This window comes from Rhodococcus sp. ARC_M6, assembly GCF_022810305.1.
Classification (GTDB): domain Bacteria; phylum Actinomycetota; class Actinomycetes; order Mycobacteriales; family Mycobacteriaceae; genus Rhodococcus_F.
Map to the genome: position 1 here is coordinate 33557 of NZ_JALGQH010000029.1, position 24789 is coordinate 58345.

Annotated in this window: 26 protein-coding genes; 12 read left to right on the forward strand and 14 right to left on the reverse strand. The window is 60.9% G+C overall.

Annotated elements, in window-relative coordinates; all coding sequences use genetic code 11:
• Window positions 1–67 precede the first annotated feature (67 nt).
• Window positions 68–796, forward strand: a complete 729-nt coding sequence (locus tag MTX36_RS23530; protein ID WP_243622058.1) for a FadR/GntR family transcriptional regulator — start codon at window positions 68–70, stop codon at window positions 794–796.
• Between the two features lie 97 nt (window positions 797–893).
• On the forward strand, window positions 894–1901 hold the full coding sequence (locus tag MTX36_RS23535; RefSeq protein WP_169635706.1) for an NAD(P)H-dependent glycerol-3-phosphate dehydrogenase: 1008 nt from the start codon (window positions 894–896) through the stop codon (window positions 1899–1901).
• A 168-nt stretch (window positions 1902–2069) separates the two neighbouring features.
• Here the strand turns inward: MTX36_RS23535 and MTX36_RS23540 are convergent, their stop codons facing one another.
• From MTX36_RS23540 to MTX36_RS23555, 4 genes are all read right to left on the reverse strand, one after another.
• Window positions 2070–2822 (reverse strand): hypothetical protein, encoded by a 753-nt coding sequence (locus tag MTX36_RS23540; RefSeq protein WP_243622059.1) that lies wholly within the window; start codon window positions 2820–2822, stop codon window positions 2070–2072.
• A gap of 23 nt (window positions 2823–2845) precedes the next feature.
• Window positions 2846–3802, reverse strand: a complete 957-nt coding sequence (locus MTX36_RS23545) for a hypothetical protein (RefSeq protein WP_243622060.1) — start codon at window positions 3800–3802, stop codon at window positions 2846–2848.
• A gap of 122 nt (window positions 3803–3924) precedes the next feature.
• Window positions 3925–5292, reverse strand: a complete 1368-nt coding sequence (locus tag MTX36_RS23550) for a hypothetical protein (protein ID WP_243622061.1) — start codon at window positions 5290–5292, stop codon at window positions 3925–3927.
• Window positions 5289–5579 carry a hypothetical protein gene (locus tag MTX36_RS23555; protein WP_243622062.1) on the reverse strand — a complete coding sequence of 97 codons (291 nt, stop codon included), beginning with the start codon at window positions 5577–5579 and terminating at the stop codon, window positions 5289–5291. Before MTX36_RS23555 ends, MTX36_RS23550 begins: the two co-directional genes overlap by 4 nt.
• Window positions 5580–5743: 164 nt before the next feature.
• On the opposite strand from MTX36_RS23555, the gene MTX36_RS23560 reads away from it, so the two are divergent.
• Window positions 5744–6169, forward strand: coding sequence for a hypothetical protein (locus tag MTX36_RS23560; RefSeq protein WP_243622063.1), 426 nt, complete (start codon window positions 5744–5746; stop codon window positions 6167–6169).
• Here the strand turns inward: MTX36_RS23560 and MTX36_RS23565 are convergent.
• The 3 genes from MTX36_RS23565 to MTX36_RS23575 form a co-directional block, all read right to left on the reverse strand.
• Window positions 6117–6830 (reverse strand): M50 family metallopeptidase, encoded by a 714-nt coding sequence (locus MTX36_RS23565; protein ID WP_243622064.1) that lies wholly within the window; start codon window positions 6828–6830, stop codon window positions 6117–6119. The genes MTX36_RS23560 and MTX36_RS23565 overlap by 53 nt on opposite strands.
• Entirely contained in the window at window positions 6827–8014 is a 1188-nt protein-coding gene (locus MTX36_RS23570; RefSeq protein ID WP_243622065.1) for an ATP-binding protein, read from the reverse strand. Before MTX36_RS23570 ends, MTX36_RS23565 begins: the two co-directional genes overlap by 4 nt.
• 138 nt (window positions 8015–8152) lie before the next feature.
• A complete protein-coding gene (locus MTX36_RS23575; protein WP_243622066.1) occupies window positions 8153–8350 on the reverse strand; it encodes a hypothetical protein in 198 nt (65 codons plus the stop codon).
• Between MTX36_RS23575 and MTX36_RS23580 the strand changes: the two genes are divergently transcribed.
• Window positions 8331–8975 (forward strand): hypothetical protein, encoded by a 645-nt coding sequence (locus MTX36_RS23580; protein ID WP_243622067.1) that lies wholly within the window; start codon window positions 8331–8333, stop codon window positions 8973–8975. The genes MTX36_RS23575 and MTX36_RS23580 overlap by 20 nt on opposite strands.
• Window positions 8976–9013: 38 nt before the next feature.
• Here MTX36_RS23580 and MTX36_RS23585 read toward each other — a convergent pair whose 3' ends face one another.
• From MTX36_RS23585 to MTX36_RS23595, 3 genes are all read right to left on the reverse strand, one after another.
• On the reverse strand, window positions 9014–9730 hold the full coding sequence (locus MTX36_RS23585; protein ID WP_243622068.1) for a hypothetical protein: 717 nt from the start codon (window positions 9728–9730) through the stop codon (window positions 9014–9016).
• Window positions 9731–9883: 153 nt separating this feature from the next.
• Window positions 9884–10402 (reverse strand): hypothetical protein, encoded by a 519-nt coding sequence (locus tag MTX36_RS23590; RefSeq protein WP_243622069.1) that lies wholly within the window; start codon window positions 10400–10402, stop codon window positions 9884–9886.
• 187 nt (window positions 10403–10589) lie between these two features.
• Entirely contained in the window at window positions 10590–11693 is a 1104-nt protein-coding gene (locus MTX36_RS23595) for an LLM class flavin-dependent oxidoreductase (RefSeq protein WP_243622070.1), read from the reverse strand.
• A 244-nt stretch (window positions 11694–11937) separates the two neighbouring features.
• On the opposite strand from MTX36_RS23595, the gene MTX36_RS23600 reads away from it, so the two are divergent.
• The 3 genes from MTX36_RS23600 (at window position 11938) to MTX36_RS23610 (ending at window position 16223) form a co-directional block, all read left to right on the forward strand.
• On the forward strand, window positions 11938–12597 hold the full coding sequence (locus MTX36_RS23600; RefSeq protein WP_243622071.1) for a TetR/AcrR family transcriptional regulator: 660 nt from the start codon (window positions 11938–11940) through the stop codon (window positions 12595–12597).
• On the forward strand, window positions 12594–14249 hold the full coding sequence (locus MTX36_RS23605; protein WP_243622072.1) for an FAD-binding dehydrogenase: 1656 nt from the start codon (window positions 12594–12596) through the stop codon (window positions 14247–14249). Before MTX36_RS23600 ends, MTX36_RS23605 begins: the two co-directional genes overlap by 4 nt.
• 246 nt (window positions 14250–14495) lie before the next feature.
• A complete protein-coding gene (locus MTX36_RS23610) occupies window positions 14496–16223 on the forward strand; it encodes an APC family permease (protein ID WP_243622102.1) in 1728 nt (575 codons plus the stop codon).
• On the opposite strand, the gene MTX36_RS23615 is transcribed toward MTX36_RS23610, so the two are convergent.
• A complete protein-coding gene (locus MTX36_RS23615) occupies window positions 16224–17297 on the reverse strand; it encodes a VIT1/CCC1 transporter family protein (protein ID WP_243622073.1) in 1074 nt (357 codons plus the stop codon).
• Window positions 17298–17433: 136 nt separating this feature from the next.
• Here MTX36_RS23615 and MTX36_RS23620 point away from each other — a divergent pair, with 136 nt between their 5' ends.
• On the forward strand, window positions 17434–18078 hold the full coding sequence (locus MTX36_RS23620; RefSeq protein WP_243622074.1) for a DUF4232 domain-containing protein: 645 nt from the start codon (window positions 17434–17436) through the stop codon (window positions 18076–18078).
• Window positions 18079–18081: 3 nt separating this feature from the next.
• Here MTX36_RS23620 and MTX36_RS23625 read toward each other — a convergent pair whose 3' ends face one another.
• From MTX36_RS23625 to MTX36_RS23635, 3 genes are read right to left on the reverse strand one after another with little or no spacing between them, the layout of a single operon-like run.
• A complete protein-coding gene (locus MTX36_RS23625) occupies window positions 18082–19071 on the reverse strand; it encodes an ABC transporter permease (RefSeq protein WP_243622075.1) in 990 nt (329 codons plus the stop codon).
• Window positions 19068–19937: an ABC transporter ATP-binding protein gene (locus MTX36_RS23630; RefSeq protein WP_243622076.1), complete on the reverse strand. Its 870-nt coding sequence runs from the start codon at window positions 19935–19937 to the stop codon at window positions 19068–19070. The genes MTX36_RS23625 and MTX36_RS23630 overlap by 4 nt, the downstream gene beginning before the upstream one ends.
• Complete coding sequence (locus MTX36_RS23635) at window positions 19934–20365, reverse strand: GntR family transcriptional regulator (RefSeq protein ID WP_243622077.1); 432 nt, start codon at window positions 20363–20365, stop codon at window positions 19934–19936. Before MTX36_RS23635 ends, MTX36_RS23630 begins: the two co-directional genes overlap by 4 nt.
• 328 nt (window positions 20366–20693) lie before the next feature.
• On the opposite strand from MTX36_RS23635, the gene MTX36_RS23640 reads away from it, so the two are divergent.
• The 4 genes from MTX36_RS23640 to MTX36_RS23655 are packed head-to-tail and all read left to right on the forward strand — an operon-like array spanning window position 20694 to window position 24788.
• Window positions 20694–21641 carry an ABC transporter substrate-binding protein gene (locus tag MTX36_RS23640; protein ID WP_243622078.1) on the forward strand — a complete coding sequence of 316 codons (948 nt, stop codon included), beginning with the start codon at window positions 20694–20696 and terminating at the stop codon, window positions 21639–21641.
• Between the two features lie 8 nt (window positions 21642–21649).
• A complete protein-coding gene (locus MTX36_RS23645; protein ID WP_243622079.1) occupies window positions 21650–22684 on the forward strand; it encodes an iron ABC transporter permease in 1035 nt (344 codons plus the stop codon).
• Entirely contained in the window at window positions 22681–23469 is a 789-nt protein-coding gene (locus MTX36_RS23650) for an ABC transporter ATP-binding protein (RefSeq protein WP_243622080.1), read from the forward strand. Before MTX36_RS23645 ends, MTX36_RS23650 begins: the two co-directional genes overlap by 4 nt.
• Window positions 23469–24788: a bifunctional adenosylcobinamide kinase/adenosylcobinamide-phosphate guanylyltransferase gene (locus MTX36_RS23655; protein WP_243622081.1), complete on the forward strand. Its 1320-nt coding sequence runs from the start codon at window positions 23469–23471 to the stop codon at window positions 24786–24788. Before MTX36_RS23650 ends, MTX36_RS23655 begins: the two co-directional genes overlap by 1 nt.
• Window position 24789: the final 1 nt, after the last annotated feature.

The window sequence follows — 24789 nt, forward strand, 5'->3', positions numbered from 1 at the left end:
AGACACTAATTTGTAGTATTTATCGACCTTGCAGCGGGCTTATCCATACGCGTGGGACCATCTATCCATGACAGCCGTCCCGTTTCAGCAACTGCACGACTCGATGCTGGAACAACTGGGTCAGGACATCGTGGGCGGCGTCCTGAAACCGGGCACCACCATCTCCGCTGACGAGGTCGCGACCCGCTACGACGTGTCCCGCACCGTCATCCGCGAAGTCGTGCGGGTTCTCGAATCACTCGGTCTGGCCGCGGTGCGTCGACGCGTCGGGATCACCATCCTCGGATCGGAGCATTGGAATGCACTCGATCCCACTGTGATCCGCTGGCAATTGGCCGGACCCGACCGATTCGAACAGCTGTCGATCCTCAGCGAGCTGCGCTCCGGAATCGAACCGCTGGCTGCCCGCTTGGCAGCGGCAAGGGCCACCCCCGAGCAATGTGGTGCGCTCACCGCGGCTGTCATCGGCATGTCAGCTACCTCCCGCGCCGCCGACACGGACGCGTACCTGGGTCACGATGCCGACTTCCACCGCACCCTGCTCGCAGCGTCGGGAAACCCGATGTTGCGCGCAATGTCGCAGATCGTCGTCGAAATTCTCGAAGGTCGAACTCGGCATGCCCTGATGCCCCACGAAGCCGATGCCGAAGCGATTCACCTGCACGGAGTGGTGGCGTCGGCCATCCAATCAGGCGACGCTGACGCAGCCGAATCTGCGATGCGCTCGATCGTCGCGGAATCCGCGGGTGCCGTCGAAACCATGCGCACCAGCGCACCGCCGCCGGCTCACCAGTAAGTCCAGACACAGACTCTGCGGATTTGCCCCGCAACCGCTCCGCAAGTGGAACGCTTGGCCTCATGACATCACTCGCTACCTCGAACAGCGCACTCTGATGGCCCGCGCGGTACGCGTCGTCGTTCTCGGCGCCGGATCCTGGGGAACCACCGTCGCCGGCCTTGCTGCCCGCAACACGCCCACGTTGCTGTGGGCGCGAAACGAAGACGCTGCCGACGAGATCAACACCAATCGAACCAATTCCAAATATCTCGGCGACCGAAGACTCGCCAAGGGACTGAGAGCAACGTCCGATCTGGTCGAGGCAGCCCGCGAAGCCGACGTCCTGGTGTGTGGGGTGCCTTCGCATGCCGTGCGCTCCACACTCGCCGAGATCTCTGAGGAGGTGCGCGCGTGGGTGCCGATCCTGTCGCTGTCCAAGGGCCTCGAACCCGGGACTCGTTTGCGTCCGACCGAGGTAATCGCCGAATGCCTGCCCGGCCACCCGGTCGGCCTTCTGGCCGGTCCGAACATCGCCAAGGAAATTGCCGACGGCATGGCCGCCGCATCTGTCGTCGCGACGCAGGACGATCGCGTCGCCGCTGCCCTTCAACCACTGTTCGCGTCCGCAGTGTTCCGCGTCTACCGGAACACCGACGTTCTCGGGTGCGAGCTTGGCGGCGTTCTCAAGAACATCGTCGCGATCGCGTCCGGCATGGCCGACGGACTGGGCGTCGGTGACAACACGCGCGCCATGGTCCTTGCCCGTGGACTCGCGGAGATGACCCGAATGGGTGAAGCAATGGGCGCCAATCCGCGAACCTTTGCCGGATTGACCGGCGTCGGCGATCTGATTGCCACATGCATGGCCCCGACGTCACGTAACCGTCGTGTCGGCGAAGCACTCGCGCAGGGGCTGACCGTCGAGGAAGCAGTCGCCAAACTCGGTCAGGTTGCCGAGGGCGTCAAGACTGCGCCGACAGTTATGGCCCTGGCTCGGGAATTCGGCGTGGACATGCCCATCGCGGCTGAGGTCGAAGCTGTCATCGCCGGCCGGCAGAGCGCGAACGACGCCTACCGCGGCCTGCAGAAGGTGGCGGCCGGTGGTGAGGAAGACATAGCGTGATCAAGATCTACAGGTATCTAGCTAATCAGCTAGATACCTGTAGATATGTCAATTGAACTGCACCCGAAATTCCTACCGCCCCAGCGCAGTCAGCAAATATTTCGCACTTCCGCCGGCGCCGCCATCAGCCCGCAGATGCACTGGTCGGCTTCCGACGTTTCATCTCGGTCACCACCCCGGATACGCCGGCAATGTCAGCGGGCGAATATCACTGAACACTGTCTCCGTACCGTCCTTCGGAGTGTCCGGCACAACCGTGAAACCCCAATCCATACACGGCCATTTGGACGACTGATTCCCCCCCAGCGTTACCGACCAACCCGCAAACACGTCCTCCGTCAAGTACTGCCACTGCGGCTGATCACCGGGATCCGCAACACCGGGGTCTTGCGTTCTCGGCTCGAATAACACATTCCCGATCCTCGGTGGAACCGGTGCCCTCTCGAAGGTCACCTGATAGCTCGATGCCGGCCCACTATCACCGACATACCGACCATCATCCTTCAGAACCGCAGACCGGGAGTCCTGAGCGCATACCGTCGCACTGAATCCTGCTGCTGTATCAACGATCTCGAGAATATGCCAAAAGTGAGTTCCCACCAACGGTCTATGACTGAGGTTCGGGTTAGCGTAGTAACGCGCACGTTCTTTCTCAACCGCATCCGCAAAGCCCGGATACGTCGCCGACAACCCAACCATGAATCCGATCCGATCCGATTCCTTCGCCGCCCGCACCATCCGTCCACGCCCATCGAACAGATCCACCCCAACCCCAGAGGACCACACCACCGTGGCATCCCGAACCCCTACCGGGCCCGAATCAGGTTCAACTACAACAGAAGACGACGCCGAGCGACTCCGCGAATCAGCTTCCCCAGAACACCCCATCAATACGGCGGCCACCAAGGTTCCGACCGCCATGACAGCACCCAGTCGACTACATTTCACCTCGGCCACCCATTCGCCCGCTGATTACCCACACCATTGACCAGCATCGTATTGAACGATTCACCCGCGCCTAAGTGGTCGGGAAAGATGATGCCGCCGACTGCAACACCAGCACTATCTGCGACTCGGAGATAGTCCAATCGGTCAATACCCGATACTCCGGCCGTTTCCAGCGCATTCGGAATCATCCCCACCGTTCTGTCTAGTCCGACAGCGCGATCCATCTCGTCCAGGGTCATAAGCCGCCCATCCCGAACTAACCCCTGGTTCAGATCATTGACGTCCACGCGACCGTCTTCGACCAGCGCGCTGAGCATCGAATGCATCCGAATATTGTCGATGCCGAGTCCGGTCGTGAACGATTCACCGGAGTAGCTTGGAGTAGCACTCACTGCCGCTCCTGCACCATTGACGTAGTCGTCCTGCAACATCAGCGCCACAGAATTGGCGAGCGGATTGATCACCGCCCCACCAGGAATGAAGCTCACTACACCCGCCGCTAACCACTGACTCACCCCGTACGCTTCCGAACGTTGTTGTCGCAGCGCAGCGTCTGCTGCTTCACTGTCGAGATTACGATCAACTACCTCGGCCCCTAGCCCCGCCTCGACCAGGGCATGCAGATTTCCGGAACTGTAACCCAGTAACCAAGAATCCTCACCGTTCACAGCTCCAACGGCAAAAGCCTTATCCAGCGCCGAGGCCTGCGCCAATGCCGCACCATTGATAATCCCACCCGCCTTCGGATCACCATCAAGCAACGCAAACACCCTCGTCGCCTCCACCGGACCAAGATCGCCGAAACCCCCGGTACCCGTGTACTTCTCATCGACTCCCACCATGTCGCCCACGTACGGGGCCAGAGCGCCCGCGACCTGCTGGGTGAAGATCGGATTCAACTGCCCAATCGACAAATCACCCGGCGGATTTTTCGGATCGGCAATGTTGATCAACGAAGCAAAATTGTTGCCACCGATTCCCGAGTCCGTAGTCGAAAGAAACTGCGTCATACCGAAAGCCGCTTCACCGGCCCGCGTCGCACGGTCCACGTCTACCGGATCGTTCGGATTCTCCACTACCGCATCGGCATTGATCCAACTCCCCAACCCGCCAACGCTGGCACCATCATCGGGCCAATCGTGTGTCGATAGCGGCAGCAGCACACCGTCCCGATTGAAATCCATCGGACTGCCGTCCGGATTGAGCCCGGTGAGCACTTGCCACGACGAATCAGGGTTCCGCACACCGATATCCAAGAACTGCTCCATGGTGCGCTCGTAGTCCATGCCATCTGGCAGGGGAAAGATGAACCGCCAGATTTATTTGATACATCGGCCATGTGCGCCGCAACTCGATCGAACTCCACACCCAACTCCGCGCCCGGCTGATGCCCCGGCGTCGCTTCGCCCAACAGGTCACCTAGCCGACCGATGTCTGCAAGATCCCGTGCGCTTCGTTCGACATTCGGATCCGGTTCATATCCGTGGTAGACCAACTCCCGCACCGACGGCGGGACCTGCCCGTACCCGCCGGTCTCGGTTCCAGTTCCCACTTTTTCGTCGGAGAGCGTCAACAACCCGTTTGCCAGAGCATCAAGTCTCCCGCCCGCTTTCGGATCACCAGCCTGTTCTTGCTCACGGAACTGATCCGCCAACGCGAGCAAATCGTCTTTACCCACAGCGTCGTAGAAACCACTCAAATAGTCGAATGTCTTCTGCGGCATATCGGCAATAGCTTCACCTTGCGCGATCGCGTCGAGTTGCTCCGGCGTCAACTGCGCTTGCACCAGTGCGTCACTGATGCGCGCCCGATCCGCAGCGGTAGCCTCTCCCGAACTGATCAACGCGCCATCGACACCACCTTGCGCACCCGACAAATCGCCGCCACCCGACGCCAAAATCGGATTGGCCCGCAAACCTCCAACCGCAGCATCAAGCGCGGAGGCTGCATCACGATCTACCTGATCCAGGTTTTGCAGGGCCTCTTTGATCCGCCGCTCGTGCTCGCGGGCATTCTCTTCCAGCACTCGCTTTGCTACCGCAGCCCCCTCCGGGCCTGCCTCGGCTGCAATCCACAGGTACAAATCAGGTGGCACCGTCACCGAACCGTCATCAGCTATCACGAACTGCGCGCGCTGGGCATCGCTCACACAATCGAGAACGTACTGACGTGCCGCAGCGATATTCACCGAACCTGCCCGGGTCGCATTCGACACGTCCGCCAACGACGACACCAACCGCCCTGCACTCGATCCAATTCCGTCGCCAGTGCGTCGCATTGCGTCGCCACCGATACCGCGCCAGAATTCTGGTGAATCCAGCACCCGGTTTGTAAATCTGCTCCGCTTGTCGTCGAGCGTCTCTGACGCACGTGACCACAACTCGGATTGAACATCCAAGGCTGACGTATCCCACGCCCGCGCCGTCGACACCGTGATGGTCATATGCTTCCGTCCCCAGCGCCGCGAACTCCCGCACCAACCGCAGAATCCGTCTTCTCGTAGCTGTCCACGGCACTGCTGGAACTCACCGCGACTGCCCCTACACTCGCTGCCAATGCCTCGACAGATTCATTGAGCAATCGAGCGATATCGCTGCACGCCGGAGCCACCATCGAGTCCGTCAAACCGGATCGCACCTGATCTGCGGCCGCCTCGACATCGACGTCTGCTATCTCACCGCCCACCCCTTCGGCGTCCGAGATGAAACGCCGCGCTTCCCCAGTATCCATCCATAATTTGTCCGACATTCGTTTCCCCACCCCGTGTTACAGTCGAGCGCCAGTTCACAGCGCACCCTAACACTGACCTTCTGACGCAAATCGGATCGGTCGTGAATACTGTTGCAGCACTGGTAAATAGGCACCAATCAGCGACACTTCCGCGGGGGGAAGCAATGCATATTCACAATTCGGAAAATAGCGACACGGCCGACAGAAAATGGGTACGCCGCGAGAAGCTGACCGAGGCACTCACCCACGCGCGCGGGCACGCCTCCGAACATGGCGTTCAGGTCTCCGTCGCAGCCAATGGCGAACTCACCGAACTGAAGATTCCTGAAAATGCAATGTCGATGGGTGGGCACCAACTGGCCGGCATCATTTCGCGGTTGACCGCTCACGCTCACCAACAAGTACGCTCAGCCGCGCTGCTGGCCCTGAAAGAGTTACAGAACGGCACCGAGGCTACTCACGCAGCACCCCGACATGGACGGTCCGGATACGACGATCATGGCCAACTTCCTCCAATCCTCTTCTCTCCCGTTGAATCTAAACCGGACGCAGGATCCACCAGCCGCCCACCACCAGAACGCCGACATTGACCAGTAAGAACAGCGCCACCCACACAATCGCGGGTATCGGCGAAAGCCTCGCCAGTTGATCGGCGTCGGAATCCGGTGCACCACCACGCTGCATGCGCTGACGCTGAAGTTCCACCACCGGCCGCGGCCCAGCGAAAAGCAGGAAGAGCGTCAGGAAGTACGCGGCAGCCACCTGCTGTTCCGGAGTCCCCCACCACACCAAAGCAAACAGCACCGCGCCGACCACCGCCAGTGAGAACACCCCGTACAGATTGCGGATCAGCACCATCATCACCGCGATCACGAACAGCCCGATCCACAGCACCGACACAGCGCGCTGCGCACCCAACAGGGCGGCGGCGCCAAGGCCCAGAATCGACGGCCCCACGTACCCGGCGAACGTCATGAGGATGACACCGAAACCCGTCGGCTTTCCCGACGAAATCGCAACTCCCGACGTATCCGAGTGCAGCCGAAGACCTTTCAGCCTGCGCCCAACCAAGACCGCAACGATGAGATGGGCGCCCTCATGTGCAATGGTCACGACATTGCGCGCAACCCGCCATAGATGCGGTTCGAGGACGATCACGACAGCCAACAGCGCCATCAGTGGAACGACCCATGCCTGTGGCGCGGGACTGATCGCCGCAACCCGATCCCAAGCCGTCTGCAGCGCGTTCATTCCGCCTGCCCACGCAGGTAGCGGCCGAAATGCGGAACCGTGAATCCGATGGAACCCCGCTCAGCCGAGTAGATCAGACCCTTCTTGATCAAACCGTCACGCGCCGGCGAGAGCGACGCCGGTTTACGGCCGAGTTCGACGGCAATCGCCGACGTCGCGACCGGACCGTCGTCACCGGAAAGATCAGCCATCGCGCGCATATATTCACGTTCCGCAGGAGTTGCTCTCTCGTACCGTGATCCGAAGAATCCGACGGCCAGCTCTTCCTCAGCCGTCGGAGCGCCCACCCGCACATCGTCTTTGGTGATCGGACTCGACGCGGCCACATCCCACGTCGCTTTTCCGTAGGCCTGAACAAAATACGGATAGCCGTCTGCCGCGTCGTACAGCGCGTCGAGCGCTTCGTTCGTGAACTTGACGTCCTCACGCTCGGCGGGCGCAATCAATGCCTGGTCTGCAGCTTCCCGTTCGAGTCGATCGATCCGGTGATAGCTGAACAGCCGCTCCGAGTAGCTTTTCGACGCCGACAACACTGCCGGCAGATGCGGAAGTCCAGCTCCCACAACGATGAGCGGCGCGCCGTCTTGGCTGAGCTCATGGCACGCGCCGCAGATCGCCGATACGTCCGCGGCACTGAGGTCCTGCATCTCGTCGATGAAGATCGCGATCCCGACGCCGACATCTCGCGCCAGCGACGACGCTTCCATCAGCAGTTCCACCAAGTCGATCTCGATGTCACCGCTGTCCGCTCGGCCCTTGATCGCCGGAGCATCGATGCCGGGCTGCCAACGCTCGCGCATTCCTTTGTCCGCCGTCGCGCGTAGCGCAAAGGATTTGAGGACACCCAGAAACTGTTCTACTCGCTCCGGATCACGATGTGACACCGCAATTTCCCGCACTGCCATGTGTAGAGCGGACGAGAGGGGGCGTCGTAAATCTTGATCGGGGCGCGCCTCAATTTTGCCGGTCCCCCAGCTCTTCGAGATGGCGGCCGACCGTAACTGGTTGAGCAGCACAGTCTTTCCGACACCACGGAGCCCGGTCAAGACAACACTGCGCTCGGGTCGTCCTCGAGCAATTCGCTCGAGGACGACGTCGAAGGCATCGATCTGCTTGTCGCGGCCTGCCAACTCCGGCGGCCGTTGACCGGCACCGGGGGCATATGGATTGCGTACTGGGTCCATGCCCACCGACGGTACAAGCCGACTAGCCGAATATGTCGCTCTCTAGCGCGTGTCCTAGAGAGAACTACGAAGCGCAATAACCCAAGGTCGGTGTTAGCCTGCGGCAACCAGGGGGGCTGGTTTCGAGCTGCCCCCGGCTCAGCCAATCAGGGGGAAAACAATGTCACAACCAATTTCGCTTCGTCGAAGGCTCGCCATCTTTGCGGCGGCAGCATCCGCATCGACATTGCTCGTAGCCTGCTCAGATGCCACAACTTCGTCGAGCGGCGGCGCATCATCAACTTTGGCATCTTCGCCCAGCGCAGCGGCACCATCAATGACAACAGCCCCATCCACAGCAACAGGATCGGCTACGGCGGCGGACCCCCAACTCATCGTGGTGGACGGGCGGACGATAGCCGTACCGCCGGGCATCAGTTTCCCGGAGAACACCAAAATCGAGATGTCTTCGATGAACCAGCTCGTACTGAAGGCGCCTCTCCCCTCGGAGCTTCTCGAGTTCTTTCGCACCAGCCTGCCAGCCGCGGGCTACCTGATCGTCGACGATTTGGGGGAGATACTCAGCTTCTCCGGCAAGGGCTGGACTGGAACCGTTTCCTCGACGGGAACGGACACTTACATCTCATACAAGCAGTCGAGTTCTTCCACTAGTGCGGCGCCAGCTACGGGCTCAGATATCGCGGCCGATCCAGAACTCATCGATGTAGACGGGCGATCGATCGTCCTGCCCCCAGGTATCAGCTTCCCGGAGAACACCAAAATCAAGGCATCGTCGGACGGATACGTCACGCTGAGCGCACCCGCCCCCGCTGCGCTTCTCGACTACTTCCGAACCAGCCTGCCAGGCGCGGGCTACCTGATCGTTGACGATTTGGGTGAAGTACTCAACTTCTCAGGCAAGGGCTGGTTCGGAACTGTAGCCACCACAACCGACGAGACCACGATCTCGTTCAACCTATGACATTGCCGATGCCGAACGGGGTGTTGCCTCGATTTGCGCTAGGACCCGAGGCTGAAAACGTTACTACCCGAACCGGTCTCGAAGTCGCTGCCTGTGAGACTGCCGCCGTTGCTGCTGCCGAGCTCACTGCTTCCGGCCTGGATTCCTGCCTGGATCCGGAGCACTTCTGCGATCACGTCGTTGAGGGTTTCGAATCCCAGGTCCTCGAGTGATCCGGAGACGCTTCCAGCGCCACCGTCACTGCTGCCCACACTTCCGCTACTACCCAGACTGCCCAGTGGACTTCCCACGAAGACGACCTCCGGCAAGCTGATCGTCGGAATCGGAATGTTTCCACTGATGAGACCAGCAGTAAGTTCGGGGATCGACACGCAAGCGCCAACCACGCCGTAGATGCCCGGCGACACAGTCACGGTCTCGGTCAGGCTTCGCTGCGGAAGAACGCCGAACAGACTCAAGGGGCTTTCGACCAGTGGGTATTCAAGAACGCCTGGTGTCAGGATCGATGCGGGGTCGTTGATGATTCCCGGCAACTTCTGGAGATCGACAACTGCCGGCGTGCAATTGACGAAGCTGAGAGGTCGATTCGGATTCGAAATCGTGAAGGTAATGTCGGCGCCATCCACACTCACCTCCAACGGCGGCGCGAGTGGCGCTGCCACGGCCGATGTAGTTCCGGCGAAGGTCAATCCGATAGCTGCTGCCGAGCTGACAGCAACTCCTCCGAGCACACGCTTGAATCCACGACTACGCATTTCCGTACCTCCGGACAACTCGGTCAACTAGAACTTCCAGAACAATAGACCGCTCAGTCGGGAAATGCGTGGTGGAAAAGCCAACTGCGCCGGACTCGGGGGAATTGTCACCCGAGTCCGGCGCAGCTGAAGAAAATTACTGTGCGCTTACTTTCACTTGCCGAGGATGCCCGACAGCAGTCCCATGATGTCGAAGCCCTCGAGGCTACCGCCACTGAGGCTTCCCAGATCGATGCCACCGAGGGGGTTACCGATCGTGATCATCTTGGGCGCACCGAAGGCAGGCTTGATGGGGGTGACCGTCGGGTCGACGCATGCACCGATCACGGCGTACATTCCGTCAGGAATATCGGCCACAGCCGCCGTCTTGGTCTCGCCCGCGACAACACCGAACAGAGACTCGAGATCTGTAACCTGGGGGTAGACAACAACAGTCGGGTCGAGCAACTTCGTCGGATCATCGGCAATGTTCGCCGCTTCGAGCGCGTTGACGACAAGCGCCTGGCACCGCGGTGCCAAAGCCCCATTTTCGGTGCTGTTGTTGTTGACAACCGTCAACGACAGATCGTTGTCGACGAGCGTGTAGGTCACTTCGGGCGCCGTAACAGCGGCCGACGCGATCGCCGGGCTGATCAGTGCTGCGCCACCTACAGTTGCGGCAGCGACAGCCACAGCGCCTACTACGCGACGAATTGTAAACTTGCCCTCTACCTGCATTGACGACCCTCTCGTTGGTTCTGCGGCACTCGGCCGCAATAACCTTCGAAGTGTAAAATCAGACGAACGTCCAATTCGGGCAACTCGTACAAATGGGACCAAGGCTCGTGAACTCGGGACGATCGTCCCGCTGCGGATCTCCCTAGAGACCGCGCCTCGCCAGGATCGGCCGGACACCTTCACCGAACTGGTATGTCTCCTCGAGATGCGGATAACCCGACAGAATAAAGTGATCCAAGCCGATTGCCGCGTATTCGGCGATCCGGTCGGCAACCTCCTCATGCGAACCGACCAGCGCAGTTCCGGCGCCTCCGCGCACCAACCCGACACCGGTCCACAGGTTCGGCGAGATCTCCAACGAGCGCGCACCGATGCCCGTCTTGTACGCACTTCCACCACCGTGCAACTCGAGCATCCGACGCTGCCCTTCCGAACTTGATCGAGCGAGATTCGCTTGCGCCAGTTCGACGGTCGCCGGATCCAAGGCACTCAGCAGACGATCGGCCTCCGCCCACGCCTCTTCGGCTGTGTCACGACTGATGATGTGCAGACGAATTCCGTAGTCGAGGCTTCGGCCCTGAATCTCAGCCAGATCCTTGATCCACGCGATCTTGGAGGCAACTGCGGACGGGGTTTCACCCCAGGTTAGATACGTATCGGCAAAACGCGACGCGACGGTGCCCGCTGCCGGTGACGAACCCCCGAAAAAGATCGGCGGAACGGGATCCGGAATCCGATGCAAGGCAGCGTTTTCCACACTGATGTACTTGCCGGAGAAATCCACGGGACCGTTCCCGGCCCACAACTGCCGAATCACGTCGAGAAATTCGCCGCAGCGCGCGTATCGCTGGTTCTTGTCCAGAAAGTCTCCGAACGTTCGCTGCTCGTAGTCTTCGCCGCCGGTCACCACGTTCAGGAGTAGTCGGCCGCCGGATTGCCACTGGAACGTCGCCGCCATTTGAGCCGCCAACGTCGGACTCAACAAACCTGGCCGGAGCGCAACGAGGAACTTGAGGGTTTCGGTGGTGTCCACCATCATCGCCGTCGTCAACCAGGCGTCCTCGCACCACGCTCCGGCCGGAGTGAGGACGGCTTCGAATCCGTTGGCTTCTGCTGCAGTTCCGATCTGGTTCAGGTACTTCAGCGTCGCCGGACGGTCCCCGGACATCGAACTCCCATGCCCGCCTGCCATCAGGTTGCGGGAATCGCCGTAGGTGGGCAGATACCAGTGGAAACGCAGAGACACGGCAGTTCCTTTTGTCGACGCCAGCAAGCAGAGGTTTCCATTACAGTGCCCGGACACACCTCCGGTCAGGGTTGAAATCACGGAGATTCTTAGATCACGCATCCGTGAACCGGTAAATATTCATGAATCTTGTCTATTCACTAGAAATTGTTAGAAATCCCTGTCAAGAGAATATTTTCGAATACGTCGCTGCATCGGATACATCTGTGTATCGTTTGTGAAATCCACCGAACCGGAGGTACCGATGAGCGATGTGGCTGCCTTACCGCCCAAACGCGTCACCAAACGTAGAGGTCAGACGCGCCAGCGACTCCTCGACGCAGCGGCGGAGGTCTTTGCCGACGAAGGGTTCGGACGCGCGACGGTCGAGCAAATCTGCGAGCGGGGTGGGTACTCCCGAGGGGCCTTCTACTCCAACTTCGGTTCCCTGGACGAACTGTTCTTTGCCATGTGGGAGCAACGATCCGCCGCAATGCTGGCAGATCTGAAAAAGGCGAGCGCGGCAATCACTGCCGGCCCACTCGACATAACTTCCGCCGTCGCGCGGATCGTCGCGGTAGTCCCCGTCGACCCACAGTGGTACCGGATCAACGCAGAATTCACGGCTCACGCACTTCGCAACGACGCCCTCCGAACCGCGTTGGCCGACCGCGAAGACGCGATCCTGCAAACCTTGCTACCAATCGTCGAATCTGCACTCCGCGATATCGGACGAAAAGTAGTCGGTGATCCCACGGCACTCGGACGGGCCCTGGTAGCAATCCACGACGGCACCAGCGTGCAGTGCCTCGTAGACACGGACACCGGTGCCGCATTTGCGCTGCGCCGCGATATTTTCACTCGAATCCTGCTGTCCTACAGCGCATCAATGGAATCCAACCAGTCAGAAGAGGAGTTGCTGTGAGCGAACATGCTGACGTCATCGTTGTCGGGGCCGGGCTTGCGGGCCTGGTCGCCACCTACGAACTGACTCGCGCGGGACGCAAAGTGCTTGTCGTAGAACAAGAAAACGCGGCCAACCTCGGCGCTCAGGCATTCTGGTCATTGGGCGGGCTTTTCCTCGTCGACAGCCCCGAACAACGCCGACTCGGCATCAAGGATTCTCTGGATCTGGCCATGCAGGACTGGATGGGCACGGCCGCCTTCGACCGCGACCGCGAAGACCACTGGCCCCGGCAATGGGCCAAGGCGTACGTCGAGTTCGCGGCGGGCGAAAAGCGAGAGTACCTGCACGACTTGGGACTTCGCTTGATGCCGAACGTCGGCTGGGCTGAACGCGGCCGCGGCATGGCTCTCGGTCACGGTAACTCCGTTCCCCGATTCCACCTCACCTGGGGAACCGGCCCCGGTGTCGTCGACGTATTTCTCGACAAGGTGATCGCGGCGCAGAAACGCGGACTGGTCACGTTCAAGCACCGCCACCAGGTCGATCAACTCGTACTCACCGACGGTGCAGTCACCGGCGTTCGCGGCACCGTTCTCGAGCCGTCCAACGCCATTCGGGGAGTCGAAAGCTCCCGTACACCAATCGGGGAATTCGAGTTCTCCGCGCAGGCCGTTGTGGTCACCTCCGGTGGCATCGGCGGCAACTACGAACTGGTGAAGAAGAATTGGCCTGAGCGACTGGGTAAGGCGCCGGAGCACATGCTGACCGGCGTGCCGGCACACGTCGACGGCCGCATGCTCGAGATCACCGAATCCGCCGGCGGCAACATCGTCAACCGCGACCGCATGTGGCACTACACAGAAGGAATCCAGAACTGGAATCCCATCTGGCCCAATCACGGCATCCGGATCATCCCCGGCCCGTCGTCAATGTGGTTCGACGCCACCGGAAAACGCTTGCCGGTACCCAACTTCCCCGGTTTCGACACGATGGGAACCTTCAAGTACATCCTCGATACCGGCTACGAGTACACGTGGTTCATCCTCGATCAGAAGATCATCGAGAAGGAATTTGCGCTGTCCGGTTCGGAACAGAACCCCGACTTCACCAATCGCGATTTCAAACTCCTGCTCGAACGCATCAAGAAGGGCGCACCCGGCCCGGTCGAAGCATTCAAGCAGAAGGGCGCAGACTTCGTGGTGCGCAACAACCTTCGCGATCTGGTCGACGGCATGAACGCGCTCACCGACGAGCCACTCCTCGACTTCGAGGACATCGAACGGGAAATGATCGCCCGTGATCGTGAGGTCGACAACAAGTACAGCAAAGATTTCCAGATCACCGCCATCCATGGTGCCCGCAACCTGCTGGCCGACAAGATCGTGCGCGTCGTCGCACCGCACAAGATCCTCGACGCCAAAAACGGTCCACTGATCGCAGTCCGCCTACATCTACTCACGCGCAAGACCCTCGGCGGCCTGGAGACCAATCTCGACTCACAGGTCATCAAGGCTGACGGCAGCGCATTCGACGGACTGTATGCGGCCGGTGAGGTCGCCGGATTCGGCGGCGGCGGAGTGCACGGATACAGCGCCTTGGAAGGAACGTTCCTCGGTGGCTGCATCTTCTCCGGCCGAGCAGCGGGCCGAGCGTTGGCGCGAGACCTGTAACGAGCGAGGTGCACCGACGGCGTCAACTTTAGGGTTGGCGCCGTCAAAATCTCGTCAACAAGGTACTCAGTGCTCCCGATCGGTCCGGATACTTGTTCGGTGAGACATGCAGTGATGATCGGTCACGCCTTTTCCTTTCGCCCACCAGCTCTTCGCCAACGGGCCCCGCGCGCAGCGAAGCAAAGTCTCCGCGAGCGTCAAAAGCTCTCGGTGGCCACAGGTTTGGCAGGGCTTTCGCTCGACGCGATGGCTTCGGTTTCGTACGGTCCCGAGGCCATTGTGTTGGTGCTGGCGCTAGCCGGCGGGGCCGGACTCGGGTTCACTCTTCCGGTAACTATTGCCATCGCGATACTGCTCGCGATCTTGGTGGCGTCGTACCGCCAGGTTATTGCTGCCTTTCCGGAAGGCGGCGGCGCCTACGCCGTCGCCCGGAAACACCTGAGCAAGCGGGCCAGCCTGACTGCTGCCGCGTCGTTGATCATCGATTACACACTCAATGTCGCGGTGTCGATCGCTGCCGGAGTGGCGGCACTGACGTCGGCCTTCCCGGCTCTGTTGCCGTACACGGTGTGGATCGCACTGGTAATTCTCGGCGGCATCACGGCGCTGAATTTGCGCGGTATCGCCGAGTCGGCGCGAGCATTCATGCTGCCCACCGCCATCTTTCTGGTCAGCATCTTCACCGTGATCATCGCGGGACTGTTTCGAGATAAACCGGCAGTCACTGTGTCTGCGCCGTTCCTCGTCGACAATGCGCACACGATCGGGGTTCTTCTACTCCTCAAAGCGTTTTCGAGTGGTTGCGCCGCGTTGACCGGCGTCGAGGCCATTGCCAATGCCGTACCGAGCTTCAAGAAGCCGCGGGTGCGCACTGCCCAGCGCGCCGAGGTCGCATTGGGAGTCCTGTTGGGCACCATGCTGATCGGACTCGCGGTGCTGATCGAAAAGTTCGCCTTGGCTCCGGTGCCCGGAACAACAGTCCTGTCCCAGCTCACATCCGCTGCTCTCGGAAATGGCGTCGGATACTACGTCGTCCAGTTCTCGACCGTAGTGCTGTTGGCCCTCGCTGCGAACACGTCCTACGGCGGACTACCCAACCTGATGCGAATTCTCGCCGACGACAATGTTCTTCCGCATCGCTTGAGCCGAAAGTCGTCTCGGGACGTCTTCACGTACGGAGTTTTGGCCCTGGGCGTTGCCGCTGCACTGCTTCTGATCGGATCCGCCGGCCAGATGAATACGCTTGTCCCCCTGTTTGCGATCGGTGTGTTCATTGGTTTCACGCTCGCCCAGTTCGGCATGGTGAAGCACTGGCTGACCCTGCGGACCCGCGGCTGGAGATGGCGCTTGGCCCTCAACGGTTTCGGCGCTGCGTTGACCGCGATCGCAGCGGTGGTAACCACCGCAATGAAGTTCACCGAAGGCGCCTGGCTGATCGCGCTCGCGCTACCAGTACTCGTGCTGGGCATGGAACGTATACGCGGCGCGTACCAGCACATCGGGGAACGTCTGACCGTCAGCGCCGACAAGAGCGCCTCTCCGACAATCGGATACAAGCCGGCCGTGCTGGTTCCGGTATCCGGATTGACGACGCTCTCGTCCCGCGCCATGGACGCTGCGTACGCCATGTCGTCACAACCGATCGCCATCCGAGTCTGTATGGAGCACGAGTCGACGGCCGAGTTCGCTCGGAGATGGAATGCGAAGTACCCGAATTCGCGGCTGATCATCATCGAGGACACCGAGAACTCGGTGGGACTCTCACTGTCCCGGTACATTCGGGCGCATTTCCCCCATCGGGAGACGTTTGCCGTGATCGCCACTCTCGACCCCGCTACGCCGTGGCACCGATTCCTTCCGCGCCAACGCACCGACGAGGTTGCCGACGCATTGCGCAAGCACACCGATGCCGTGGTCTGCCAAGTGCCGGTTCGGATCGATCCGGCGTTCCGAGATCCTGCATTGCGCGCCTAGCTACAGAGACGTCCCGAAGAGCATGCCCAGCAGATACGTTGCGCCGGCCGCGCCGAAACCGATGGCAAGTTGCCGAAGCGCACGCTTGAAAGGCGGACCACCGGAAAGCAATCCGACCACCACACCGGTGCCTAGCAGGGCAATGCCGACCAGAACGGAGGCCACAATGAGTGCGGTCAGGCCTTCCAAACCGAACAGGTACGGCAGCACCGGAATGATTGCGCCGGAAGCGAAGAAGCAGAAACTGGCTAACGCAGCACCGATGCCGGTACCGACCGCCTCGTGGGTGTCCTCGACATCCATGGATCCGAAGTTGTTGTACTTCAACGCCTCTGCGGCGCGAACTTCAGCTTCCTCTTCCGTCATACCGCGAGCCCGATACACCAGCGCCAACTCGTTGGCGTCGACATCGAGGAGTCCGACGGCGTCTCTTGCTGCCGCTCCCGGCGTGGAGGCCTCGAGTAATTCACGTTGGGAGCGCACCGAAACGTACTCGCCCGCTCCCATCGACAGAGCACCGGCCAGGAGTCCGGCCATGCCGGTGAGTAGCACGATCTGGTTGGAGACACCGCTGCCACTGATACCGAGGACCAAAGCCAAGTTGCTGACCAATCCGTCGTTTGCCCCGAAGACCGCGGCTCGGAACGTTCCCGAGAGTCTGTTGCGGCCACGGGTGGCCAGGGCCCGCACTACTTCTTCGTGGATTTTTTCGTCGGCGCCCATCGACGCGGTGGCGTCGGCATCATGTGGGTAGGGCGACCGGGTCTCGGCGCGTTGGGCAAGGGCCAGAACAAAAACCGAGCCGAATCGCCTTGCCAGGAAGCCGAGTATGCGCGTACGGATATCACCTCGCATCGGCTTGCCCACGTGATCGCCGAGGAGGGCTCGCCAATGGGCCTCATGCCGGCCTTCCGCTTCGGCCAAGGCAAGAAGGATCTCGCGCTCCTCACCGGTCCGTCGTCCGGCAAGGTCTCGGTAGACAGCTGCCTCAGCCTGCTCATCCGCTAGATACCGGCGCCACCGCTTGATGTCACGAGGCTGGGGATCGGGCCGTGCATCCGGAATCGGCGACATCGAATCTCCTTCGTACTCGGCGGCGTGGTTCTTGTGTGGGGTTCCTGTGCGGGCATAGTTACCGCATTCCCGCACATCCCAGACCTAATTCGGATATACCGGACACACGTATCGGATGTCTGGAGGAGCGAACACTATGAGTCCAACACAAACACGTCGGATCGTCCTGTTCGCGGCACCTCTGGCCGCACTGGCCCTCGTCAGTGGTTGCGGATCCGACAGTTCTGATACCGCGGCAAGCTCCTCCGTTCCCACCACCACCGCGGCGCTGCCTACCTCCGCGGCGCCGGCACCCGCACCCGCACCCGCACCGACCACTCATGCCCAGCACTCGCAGGCCACCACAACGATGGTCCCGAATCCACAGAACTGCACCGTCGGAGAACTGACCGTGACACTCGGACAAGCGGGCGGCGCGGCAGGCTCCACCGAACTCCCCTTGGTCTTCACCAATACAAGCTCACGAACCTGCAACCTCGACGGTTTCCCCGGCGTCTCATATGTCACGGTCGCCTCCGGGAATCCGGTGGGCGCGCCCGCGACCCGATCCGGCTCCGGTTCCGTTGTTTCACTTGCCCCCGGATCTGCCGGCACCGCGATGGTTCGTGCCACCAACGTCGAGAACTACCCGGCAGATCAGTGCGGTGTCACCGAAGTTGCGGGGCTGCAGGTCTACCCGCCCAACAGCTACGATTCCGTCTTTGTCCCCTACCCCACCAAAGCCTGCTCGATGACCAGCGCAAACATCAATCAACTGAGCGTCGCACCGGTCACCAGCTGAGAGTTACGGCTTGACGCGTCGTAGCGCTGAGAGCGCGCGGAGTAGGATAAGACCTGAAAGAACCAGTACCAGAGCAGCTTCCATCAGCTGGAATCGATGGAACTGATCGGCTGAATGGTAGCGAGTCTCGAAGTGGTCGACGCCCTGCTCACGCAGGCAGACCTCCATGTCTCGGCCCTCTTGCTCCTGCAGCACCTCGATCCGCTCGTCGTACTGGGCGTCTGTCTCGTCAGGTTTCCATTCGTAGGCATCGGAACCGAGATTCGTCCAGGAGCATTCGTCATAGCGAACGTCCACGAAGTTGCCACGGATGTCGGCGTTTCCACTCTCGATCTCCCAATCGATACCGGGGACAACGTCATCACTCGTGTACAAAGCATAGGAACTGGATCTGTCCAGCGGTGAAGCCTCGATACTCAGCGGTGCGTAGTGCGGCCTGGCGACAAACTGAAACACCGCCAGAACGACAACTACACCGACCATGGTCAGTGCCATTGCGCCGATCGAACTGCGCACCATCAAGGCAAGGGCTGCTCCGAGCACGAGAGCCATGAATGTGTAAGCACCCAATGCTAATCCACTGGATTGAAAGAACGGATACGTCAAGTTCGAGATGTCGGGCAACTGACCACTACCGGATACAAATACATAGCTACCACCACCGTCCGCGGCTCGGGTCCACTCGAGAACAAAACCGAGTAGTGCTGCGGCAACGGACAGCGGAACGAAGACGACGAGCACTCGCATCCAGAACCAGCGTGCGCGACTGACAGACTGCGTCAATCCCAGAACATGAGTGCCCTGTTCAATGTCCCGGGAGAAGACCGTTACACCAACCAGCGCTCCCAGGAGCACGGGAAGCAGCGTTGCAATCACGGTGGTCATAATCTCGCTGACGACGCCGCCGATCAATGCCGTAACGGCCAGCGCGGCAATGATTCCCAACGATATCGTGAGCGATGTCCGATGGTGACGCCAGGTTACCCAGATCATGCTGACACCTTCGCTTCTGCGCTCAGATGCCCGAGCACTAGGTCGTCCAGAGTTGCGTCGTCGATTGTCCAGCCAGCAGATCCACTCGGCCTACGACCCTCGACGAGGTGCGCATTTCGTCGGAGCCCCTTGTCGGTATGCACCACTGTGCCGGCGCCCACCACATCCGACGGATCCCCGTCACCCACCAATACGTAATGGGCAGAAACCAATTCATCCAACGGACCGGAGAGTCGAGCATTTCCGTCGCCGAGGAGAAGGAGTCGATCCGAGACGTCGGCCAGCTCGGAAATGATGTGAGAGGACAGCAATACGGTGGTACCGAATTCCGCGACGTCCTCAAGCAACGAGGACGCGACCGACCGCCTCGCGACAGGGTCCAGATCTGCCAACGGCTCGTCGAGGAGCAGCAGTTTCGGCCGGCGTCCGAGCGCTAAAGCCAATGCCACTCTTGTCCGTTGGCCGGGAGAGAGATTCTTGGCCTTCGCGTCGAGAGGAACGTCGGCCCGCTCTACCAAACCGAGCGCATACTTCGCGTCCCAATGATCATTGGTGTGTGCACCGAACCGAAGCAGCTCAGCGACAGTGAATTTGGGGTACAGCGGCTTGTGCTGCGCCAGATACGCCAAGCCCGGACTGATGCCGCCGCGACTCGGTTCCGCGCCGAGCACGGAAATCGAGCCGTGATCCGGCGCCATCAAACCCACTGCCACATTCATCAGGGTTGACTTGCCGGCGCCGTTCACTCCCACCAGTGCCGTGATACTTCCCGTCGCCACCTCGAAGGTGCAGGCGTCGAGAACCTTCTCGCGCCCGAAGCGCTTGTCCACGTCTGCCATGGTGAGCGCAGATTCTTGCTCGGTCATGGTGCCTCCCCCTCTTCTCCGGATGACTCGGTTTCGGATGACTCTGTTTCGGTGAACTCGCGTTCGAGTTCCATAGCTACGAGCGCCTCGATGTCTGTTCGCTCGAGGCCGGCGGCCACGGCGTCCGAGACCCAGCGAGACAACTCGGTACGTAGCGCGGTGCTTTCTGCCATCCCCGGCTTGGCCAAGGACTTGGTGACAAATGTTCCCAAGCCCGGCCTCGGCGTAACCAACCCGTCGCGCTCGAGTTCCTTGTACGCCTTAAGCACGGTGTTGGGATTGATCGCGAGCGCACCCACGACGTCTTTTGCAGTAGGCAGTCGGTCACCGACCTGTAGGTCGCCGAGACGGAGTGCCTGCTTCACCTGCACAACCAATTGCACGTAGGTGGGAATGCCGGATCGGCGGTCGATACGGAAGTCGATCATCCGAACCCTTTCACTAGTTCATTAGTGGAATAGATATTTACCCTACCTTTGCTCACCAGGTCAAGGCCTTTGCCCTTCAGGTCAAGAGCCGGCACCCCTGTAAAGTGCAGATGCCCCGGATTTCCGGGGTGCCACGCTGCTTGTGAAGTCCGGTGCGATCCCGGCACTGTCGACGCAACTGTGAAGTCGCCCGGATTTTGACGAGGCGAACGAGTCAGGTCACCCAGCTTCGTGGCGACACGATGGTCCTCGGACGAAGGACGCTCGTGCAGCCCAGCCTCCTGGCCGCGCCGCATGGCGACCTTTATCCACTATTGGAGGGGTGGCTGTGAGCAGTCGGCCGACACGAACGTTCCGATCGATTTTTGCTGCGCTGGCGGTGAGTACAGCCCTGTTGGCGGGCGCCTGCAGCAGTTCGACATCCGACGCTCCCACGACGACGGCAGCCTCCGACGGATCGTTCCCGGTGACGGTTGCATCCGGTTCCACCGACATCACCATCGAGACGCGTCCGCAGTCGATCGTCTCCCTGAGCCCCAGCGCCACCGAAACACTGTGGGCCGTCGGTGCCGGCGATCAGGTCAAAGCCGTCGACAATCAGTCCGACTACCCTGCCGGAGTTCCCGTCACAGATCTGTCGGGCTTCGCTCCCAACGTCGAAGCCATCCTCGGCTACGCGCCCGATCTGGTCATCGCCTCCGACGACATGAACGATCTTGTCTCCGGATTGAAGAAGGCCAAGGTTCCGACGCTCTTGCTCCCCGCAGCAACAAGCATCGACGACGTCTATTCGCAGATCGAACTGGTCGCGACAGCGACGGGCCACAAGGATGCCGGCACGGATGTCGTCAGCGATATGCGCACCAAGATCGATGCGGCGGTTGCCGGAGTTCCGGCACGGCCACAGCCCCTGACCTACTTCCACGAACTCGACTCCTCGCTCTACACCGTGACCAGTACCAGCTTCATCGGGAAGATCTACGGCCTGTTCGGAATGAAGAGCATCGCCGACGCGGCCAATCAGGGCGATTACCCGCAGCTTTCGGCGGAGTTCGTGGTCCAGGCCAATCCTGACCTGATCTTTCTGGCCGATTCCCAGTGCTGCGGTGTCACCGCGGAAGCTGTTGCAGCACGGCCGGGTTGGAACGGCATGAAGGCTGTGACCGGAAATCAGATTCATGTGCTCGACGAGGACCTTTCCAGCCGTTGGGGACCCCGCGTCGCCGACCAGGTCCAGGCTGTTGCCGCCATCGTGGCGCAGGTTCCGACGGTCTGAGTTCCCTGATGCCAAAAGCTGGTCTCGCGAACCACCGGATCGCCGCTCTTGTCGGTGCCGCACTCATTCTGTGTGCGTCACTGCTGATCGGTGTTCTGGTGGGTCCGGCCGGTCTGACTCCTGATCGAGTCATTCTCGAACTGCTCGACGGCATTCCGGGCGTCCACATCGATTCCGGTCTCACCGTTCAACAGCAGGCCATTCTGTGGCAGATCCGACTTCCCCGAGTTGTCCTGGGCGCGTTGGTCGGAGCGATGCTGGCGGTGGCCGGAGCCGCCTACCAAGGTGTGTTCCGAAATCCGTTGGCAGACCCCTACTTACTGGGCGTATCCAGCGGCGCCGGTCTAGGTGCAACGCTGGCCATCGTCTCCGGCGGCGCACTGGGCATGTTCGGAATTCCCATGGCCGCCTTCGCCGGTGGCGTGCTTGCAGTATTCGCAACCTACGCGCTCGGACGCAGTATCGGCGGCGCCCAGAATGCCGTGGTCATCATTCTCGCGGGTGTTGCGGTTGCAGCCTTCACCAATGCAGTGCAAACCTTTGTGCAGCAACGCTTCGACGATTCACTGCGCGAGGTCTATACGTGGCTGCTCGGCGGATTGTCGACGGACGGTTGGTCAGAGGTTCTGGTTGTCATTCCCTACGTCGTGCTGGCGTCTGCTGTCATTCTTGTTCACCGACGGGTGCTCGACGTCATGGCTGTCGGCGACGTGGAAGCCGCCAGTTTGGGCGTGGATCCGGCTCGGTCGCGGCTCATTCTGGTGCTTGCCGCCACCCTCGGAACGGCCGCAGTGGTCAGTGCCAGCGGCCTGATCGGCTTTGTGGGAATTGTTGTTCCCCATGCAGTTCGACTTGTCGCCGGACCCTCGCACCGCCTGCTCCTGCCGCTGTCCCTGATGCTGGGCGCCGCGTTCCTCGTCCTCACCGACGTAGCCGCGCGCACCTTGATGTCGCCCGCTGAACTTCCGATCGGTGTCGTGACAGCCATGATCGGTGCGCCGTTCTTCCTGTTGGTCCTACGCCGCAGCCGGGTATCGGCATGACGACGCCCGCAGTACATTGCCGAGGCCTACGAGTGATGCTCGGCGGCAAGGACGTAGTCGACGGCATCGATCTGGATGTCTCCCCGGGCGATTGGGTAGCCGTGGTCGGCCCCAACGGCGCCGGCAAGACAACGTTGATGCATGCCTTGGCCGGGCTGATCGTTTCCACCGGTGAACTCACTGTGTCCGGTCGCAGCCCTCGGAGTTCTTCTCGTAAAACTATGTCCCAGGTTGTCGCCTTGATGCCGCAGCGGCCGGTGGTACCGGAAGGCGCAACGGTCACCGAGCTTGTCGCGCTGGGCCGTACGCCGTATCTACGACGCTTCGGCACCGAGACGTCCGCCGATCGCGCCGTGATCAACAACGTCATCGAGCGCCTGGACCTCACTGCTTTTGCCGCTCGCCGCGCAACCGAACTTTCCGGTGGAGAACTCCAGCGCGTGGTTCTGGCCCGCGCCCTCGCCCAAGAGCCCAAGGTGTTGCTTCTCGACGAGCCGACCAGCGCCCTCGACATCGGGCACCAGCAGCAGGTCCTCGACCTCGTAGAGGCAATGCGGCTGTCCGACAACATCACAGTGATTGCCGCAATGCACGATCTCACTCTCGCCGGGCAGTACGGGCAGCGCATCGTGTTGCTCAATCAAGGCCGAGTCGTGGCCGACGGAACACCGTCCGACGTTCTGCGCGCAGACCTTCTGGGCGAGGTGTACGGCGCCCGCGTGGAAGTTCTCGATCGACCGAGCGGACCCGTTGTTGTACCGATCCTCCAGAAGAATGCCCGCTGATGGAGCTGGTTATGCTCGGCACCGGCGCTGCGGATGGCTGGCCGAACCCGTTCTGTACGTGTGAATCCTGCTCCTGGGCTCTGAAAAATGGTTCCGTCCGAGGCCATACCGCGGCGCTGTTGGACAACCAGATCCTTGTGGACTGCGGACCCGAAGTACCGCGTGCCGCTTCGCGATACGGCAGAACCCTCGCCGGTGTCTCACACATTTTGCTGACCCACTCACATCCCGATCACCTGGGCCCGATGGCACTACTGTTCCGGTCTTGGGCCTCTCGCACCGAACCGCTTCAGGTTCTCGGACCGGCCGACGCTCTTGATCTCTGCCGCGATTGGGTAGGACCGCAAGACCCGGTCACCTTCGTTCCACTCGTTGCCGGGCAGTCGATAACGCTGGACAAGTATGTTGTTCACGCTTTGGCTGCGACTCACGAAGTGCCGACGTTGTTGTACGACATCACCGACACAGACGGAACCCGAATCTTCTGGGCAACCGACACCGGTCCACTTCCCGAGACGACCATCGCCGCAATTGCAGAAGCGGACTTCGACGCCCTCTTCCTCGACGAAACCTTCGGAAACAAAACCGATCACGACACCGGGCACCACGACCTGCCCAGTTTCGCTCGCACCGTCACAGCACTACGCGACAATGGCGCCGTCACAGACCGAACCGATGTCCTGGCCGTTCACCTGGGACACCACAACCCACCGCTGCCGGAACTCACTGAGACTCTGAGCTATTCCGCCGCAAGGACAGTGCCTGACGGAGCCGTACTGCGGCTACGGATGCCAGTACCGCATCGCACCCTGATCACCGGTGGCGCCCGCGCGGGCAAGTCCACCTACGCAGAAAGTCTGCTTGCCTCCGACAAACACGTCACCTACATCGCCACCGGAGATCCCGACGACGACGATCCCGACTGGACCGACAGGATGGCGTCGCATCGCGCGCGGCGGCCGGCTACCTGGACGACAGTCGAAACCAGTGGTGTGTGCGAAATACTTTCCGGTGCAACCGAACCTATTCTCTTCGATTGCCTCGGCACCTGGTTGACTGCGCGCATGAACCGACATGACGTGTGGGCGAGCGGCGATACCACTGCGGTCCACACCGATATCGACCAGCTTCTGAAATCCTGGGTAACCTGCCCAGTTCGGATTGTTGCCGTCACCAACGAAGTTGGCAGCGGAGTGGTGCCGGAAACCAAGTCCGGCAGAATGTTCCGCGATCTACTCGGAATTCTGAACGCTCGGATCGCTGACGCTTCCGAGTCGGTCGTACTTCTGACAGCGGGCGTACCCACCCGACTTCGCTGAC

What these genes read in the sequence shown, in the direction of transcription:
- MTX36_RS23530 (WP_243622058.1), top strand. Translation starts at nt 68, where the DNA reads ATGACAGCCGTCCCGTTTCAGCAACTGCACGACTCGATGCTGGAACAA.
- MTX36_RS23535 (WP_169635706.1), top strand. Translation starts at nt 894, where the DNA reads ATGGCCCGCGCGGTACGCGTCGTCGTTCTCGGCGCCGGATCCTGGGGA.
- MTX36_RS23540 (WP_243622059.1), bottom strand. Translation starts at nt 2,822, where the DNA reads ATGGCGGTCGGAACCTTGGTGGCCGCCGTATTGATGGGGTGTTCTGGG.
- MTX36_RS23550 (WP_243622061.1), bottom strand. Translation starts at nt 5,292, where the DNA reads ATGACCATCACGGTGTCGACGGCGCGGGCGTGGGATACGTCAGCCTTG.
- MTX36_RS23555 (WP_243622062.1), bottom strand. Translation starts at nt 5,579, where the DNA reads ATGGATACTGGGGAAGCGCGGCGTTTCATCTCGGACGCCGAAGGGGTG.
- MTX36_RS23560 (WP_243622063.1), top strand. Translation starts at nt 5,744, where the DNA reads ATGCATATTCACAATTCGGAAAATAGCGACACGGCCGACAGAAAATGG.
- MTX36_RS23565 (WP_243622064.1), bottom strand. Translation starts at nt 6,830, where the DNA reads ATGAACGCGCTGCAGACGGCTTGGGATCGGGTTGCGGCGATCAGTCCC.
- MTX36_RS23570 (WP_243622065.1), bottom strand. Translation starts at nt 8,014, where the DNA reads ATGGACCCAGTACGCAATCCATATGCCCCCGGTGCCGGTCAACGGCCG.
- MTX36_RS23580 (WP_243622067.1), top strand. Translation starts at nt 8,331, where the DNA reads ATGACAACAGCCCCATCCACAGCAACAGGATCGGCTACGGCGGCGGAC.
- MTX36_RS23585 (WP_243622068.1), bottom strand. Translation starts at nt 9,730, where the DNA reads ATGCGTAGTCGTGGATTCAAGCGTGTGCTCGGAGGAGTTGCTGTCAGC.
- MTX36_RS23600 (WP_243622071.1), top strand. Translation starts at nt 11,938, where the DNA reads ATGAGCGATGTGGCTGCCTTACCGCCCAAACGCGTCACCAAACGTAGA.
- MTX36_RS23610 (WP_243622102.1), top strand. Translation starts at nt 14,496, where the DNA reads ATGGCTTCGGTTTCGTACGGTCCCGAGGCCATTGTGTTGGTGCTGGCG.
- MTX36_RS23615 (WP_243622073.1), bottom strand. Translation starts at nt 17,297, where the DNA reads ATGTCGCCGATTCCGGATGCACGGCCCGATCCCCAGCCTCGTGACATC.
- MTX36_RS23620 (WP_243622074.1), top strand. Translation starts at nt 17,434, where the DNA reads ATGAGTCCAACACAAACACGTCGGATCGTCCTGTTCGCGGCACCTCTG.
- MTX36_RS23625 (WP_243622075.1), bottom strand. Translation starts at nt 19,071, where the DNA reads ATGATCTGGGTAACCTGGCGTCACCATCGGACATCGCTCACGATATCG.
- MTX36_RS23630 (WP_243622076.1), bottom strand. Translation starts at nt 19,937, where the DNA reads ATGACCGAGCAAGAATCTGCGCTCACCATGGCAGACGTGGACAAGCGC.
- MTX36_RS23635 (WP_243622077.1), bottom strand. Translation starts at nt 20,365, where the DNA reads ATGATCGACTTCCGTATCGACCGCCGATCCGGCATTCCCACCTACGTG.
- MTX36_RS23645 (WP_243622079.1), top strand. Translation starts at nt 21,650, where the DNA reads ATGCCAAAAGCTGGTCTCGCGAACCACCGGATCGCCGCTCTTGTCGGT.
- MTX36_RS23650 (WP_243622080.1), top strand. Translation starts at nt 22,681, where the DNA reads ATGACGACGCCCGCAGTACATTGCCGAGGCCTACGAGTGATGCTCGGC.
- MTX36_RS23655 (WP_243622081.1), top strand. Translation starts at nt 23,469, where the DNA reads ATGGAGCTGGTTATGCTCGGCACCGGCGCTGCGGATGGCTGGCCGAAC.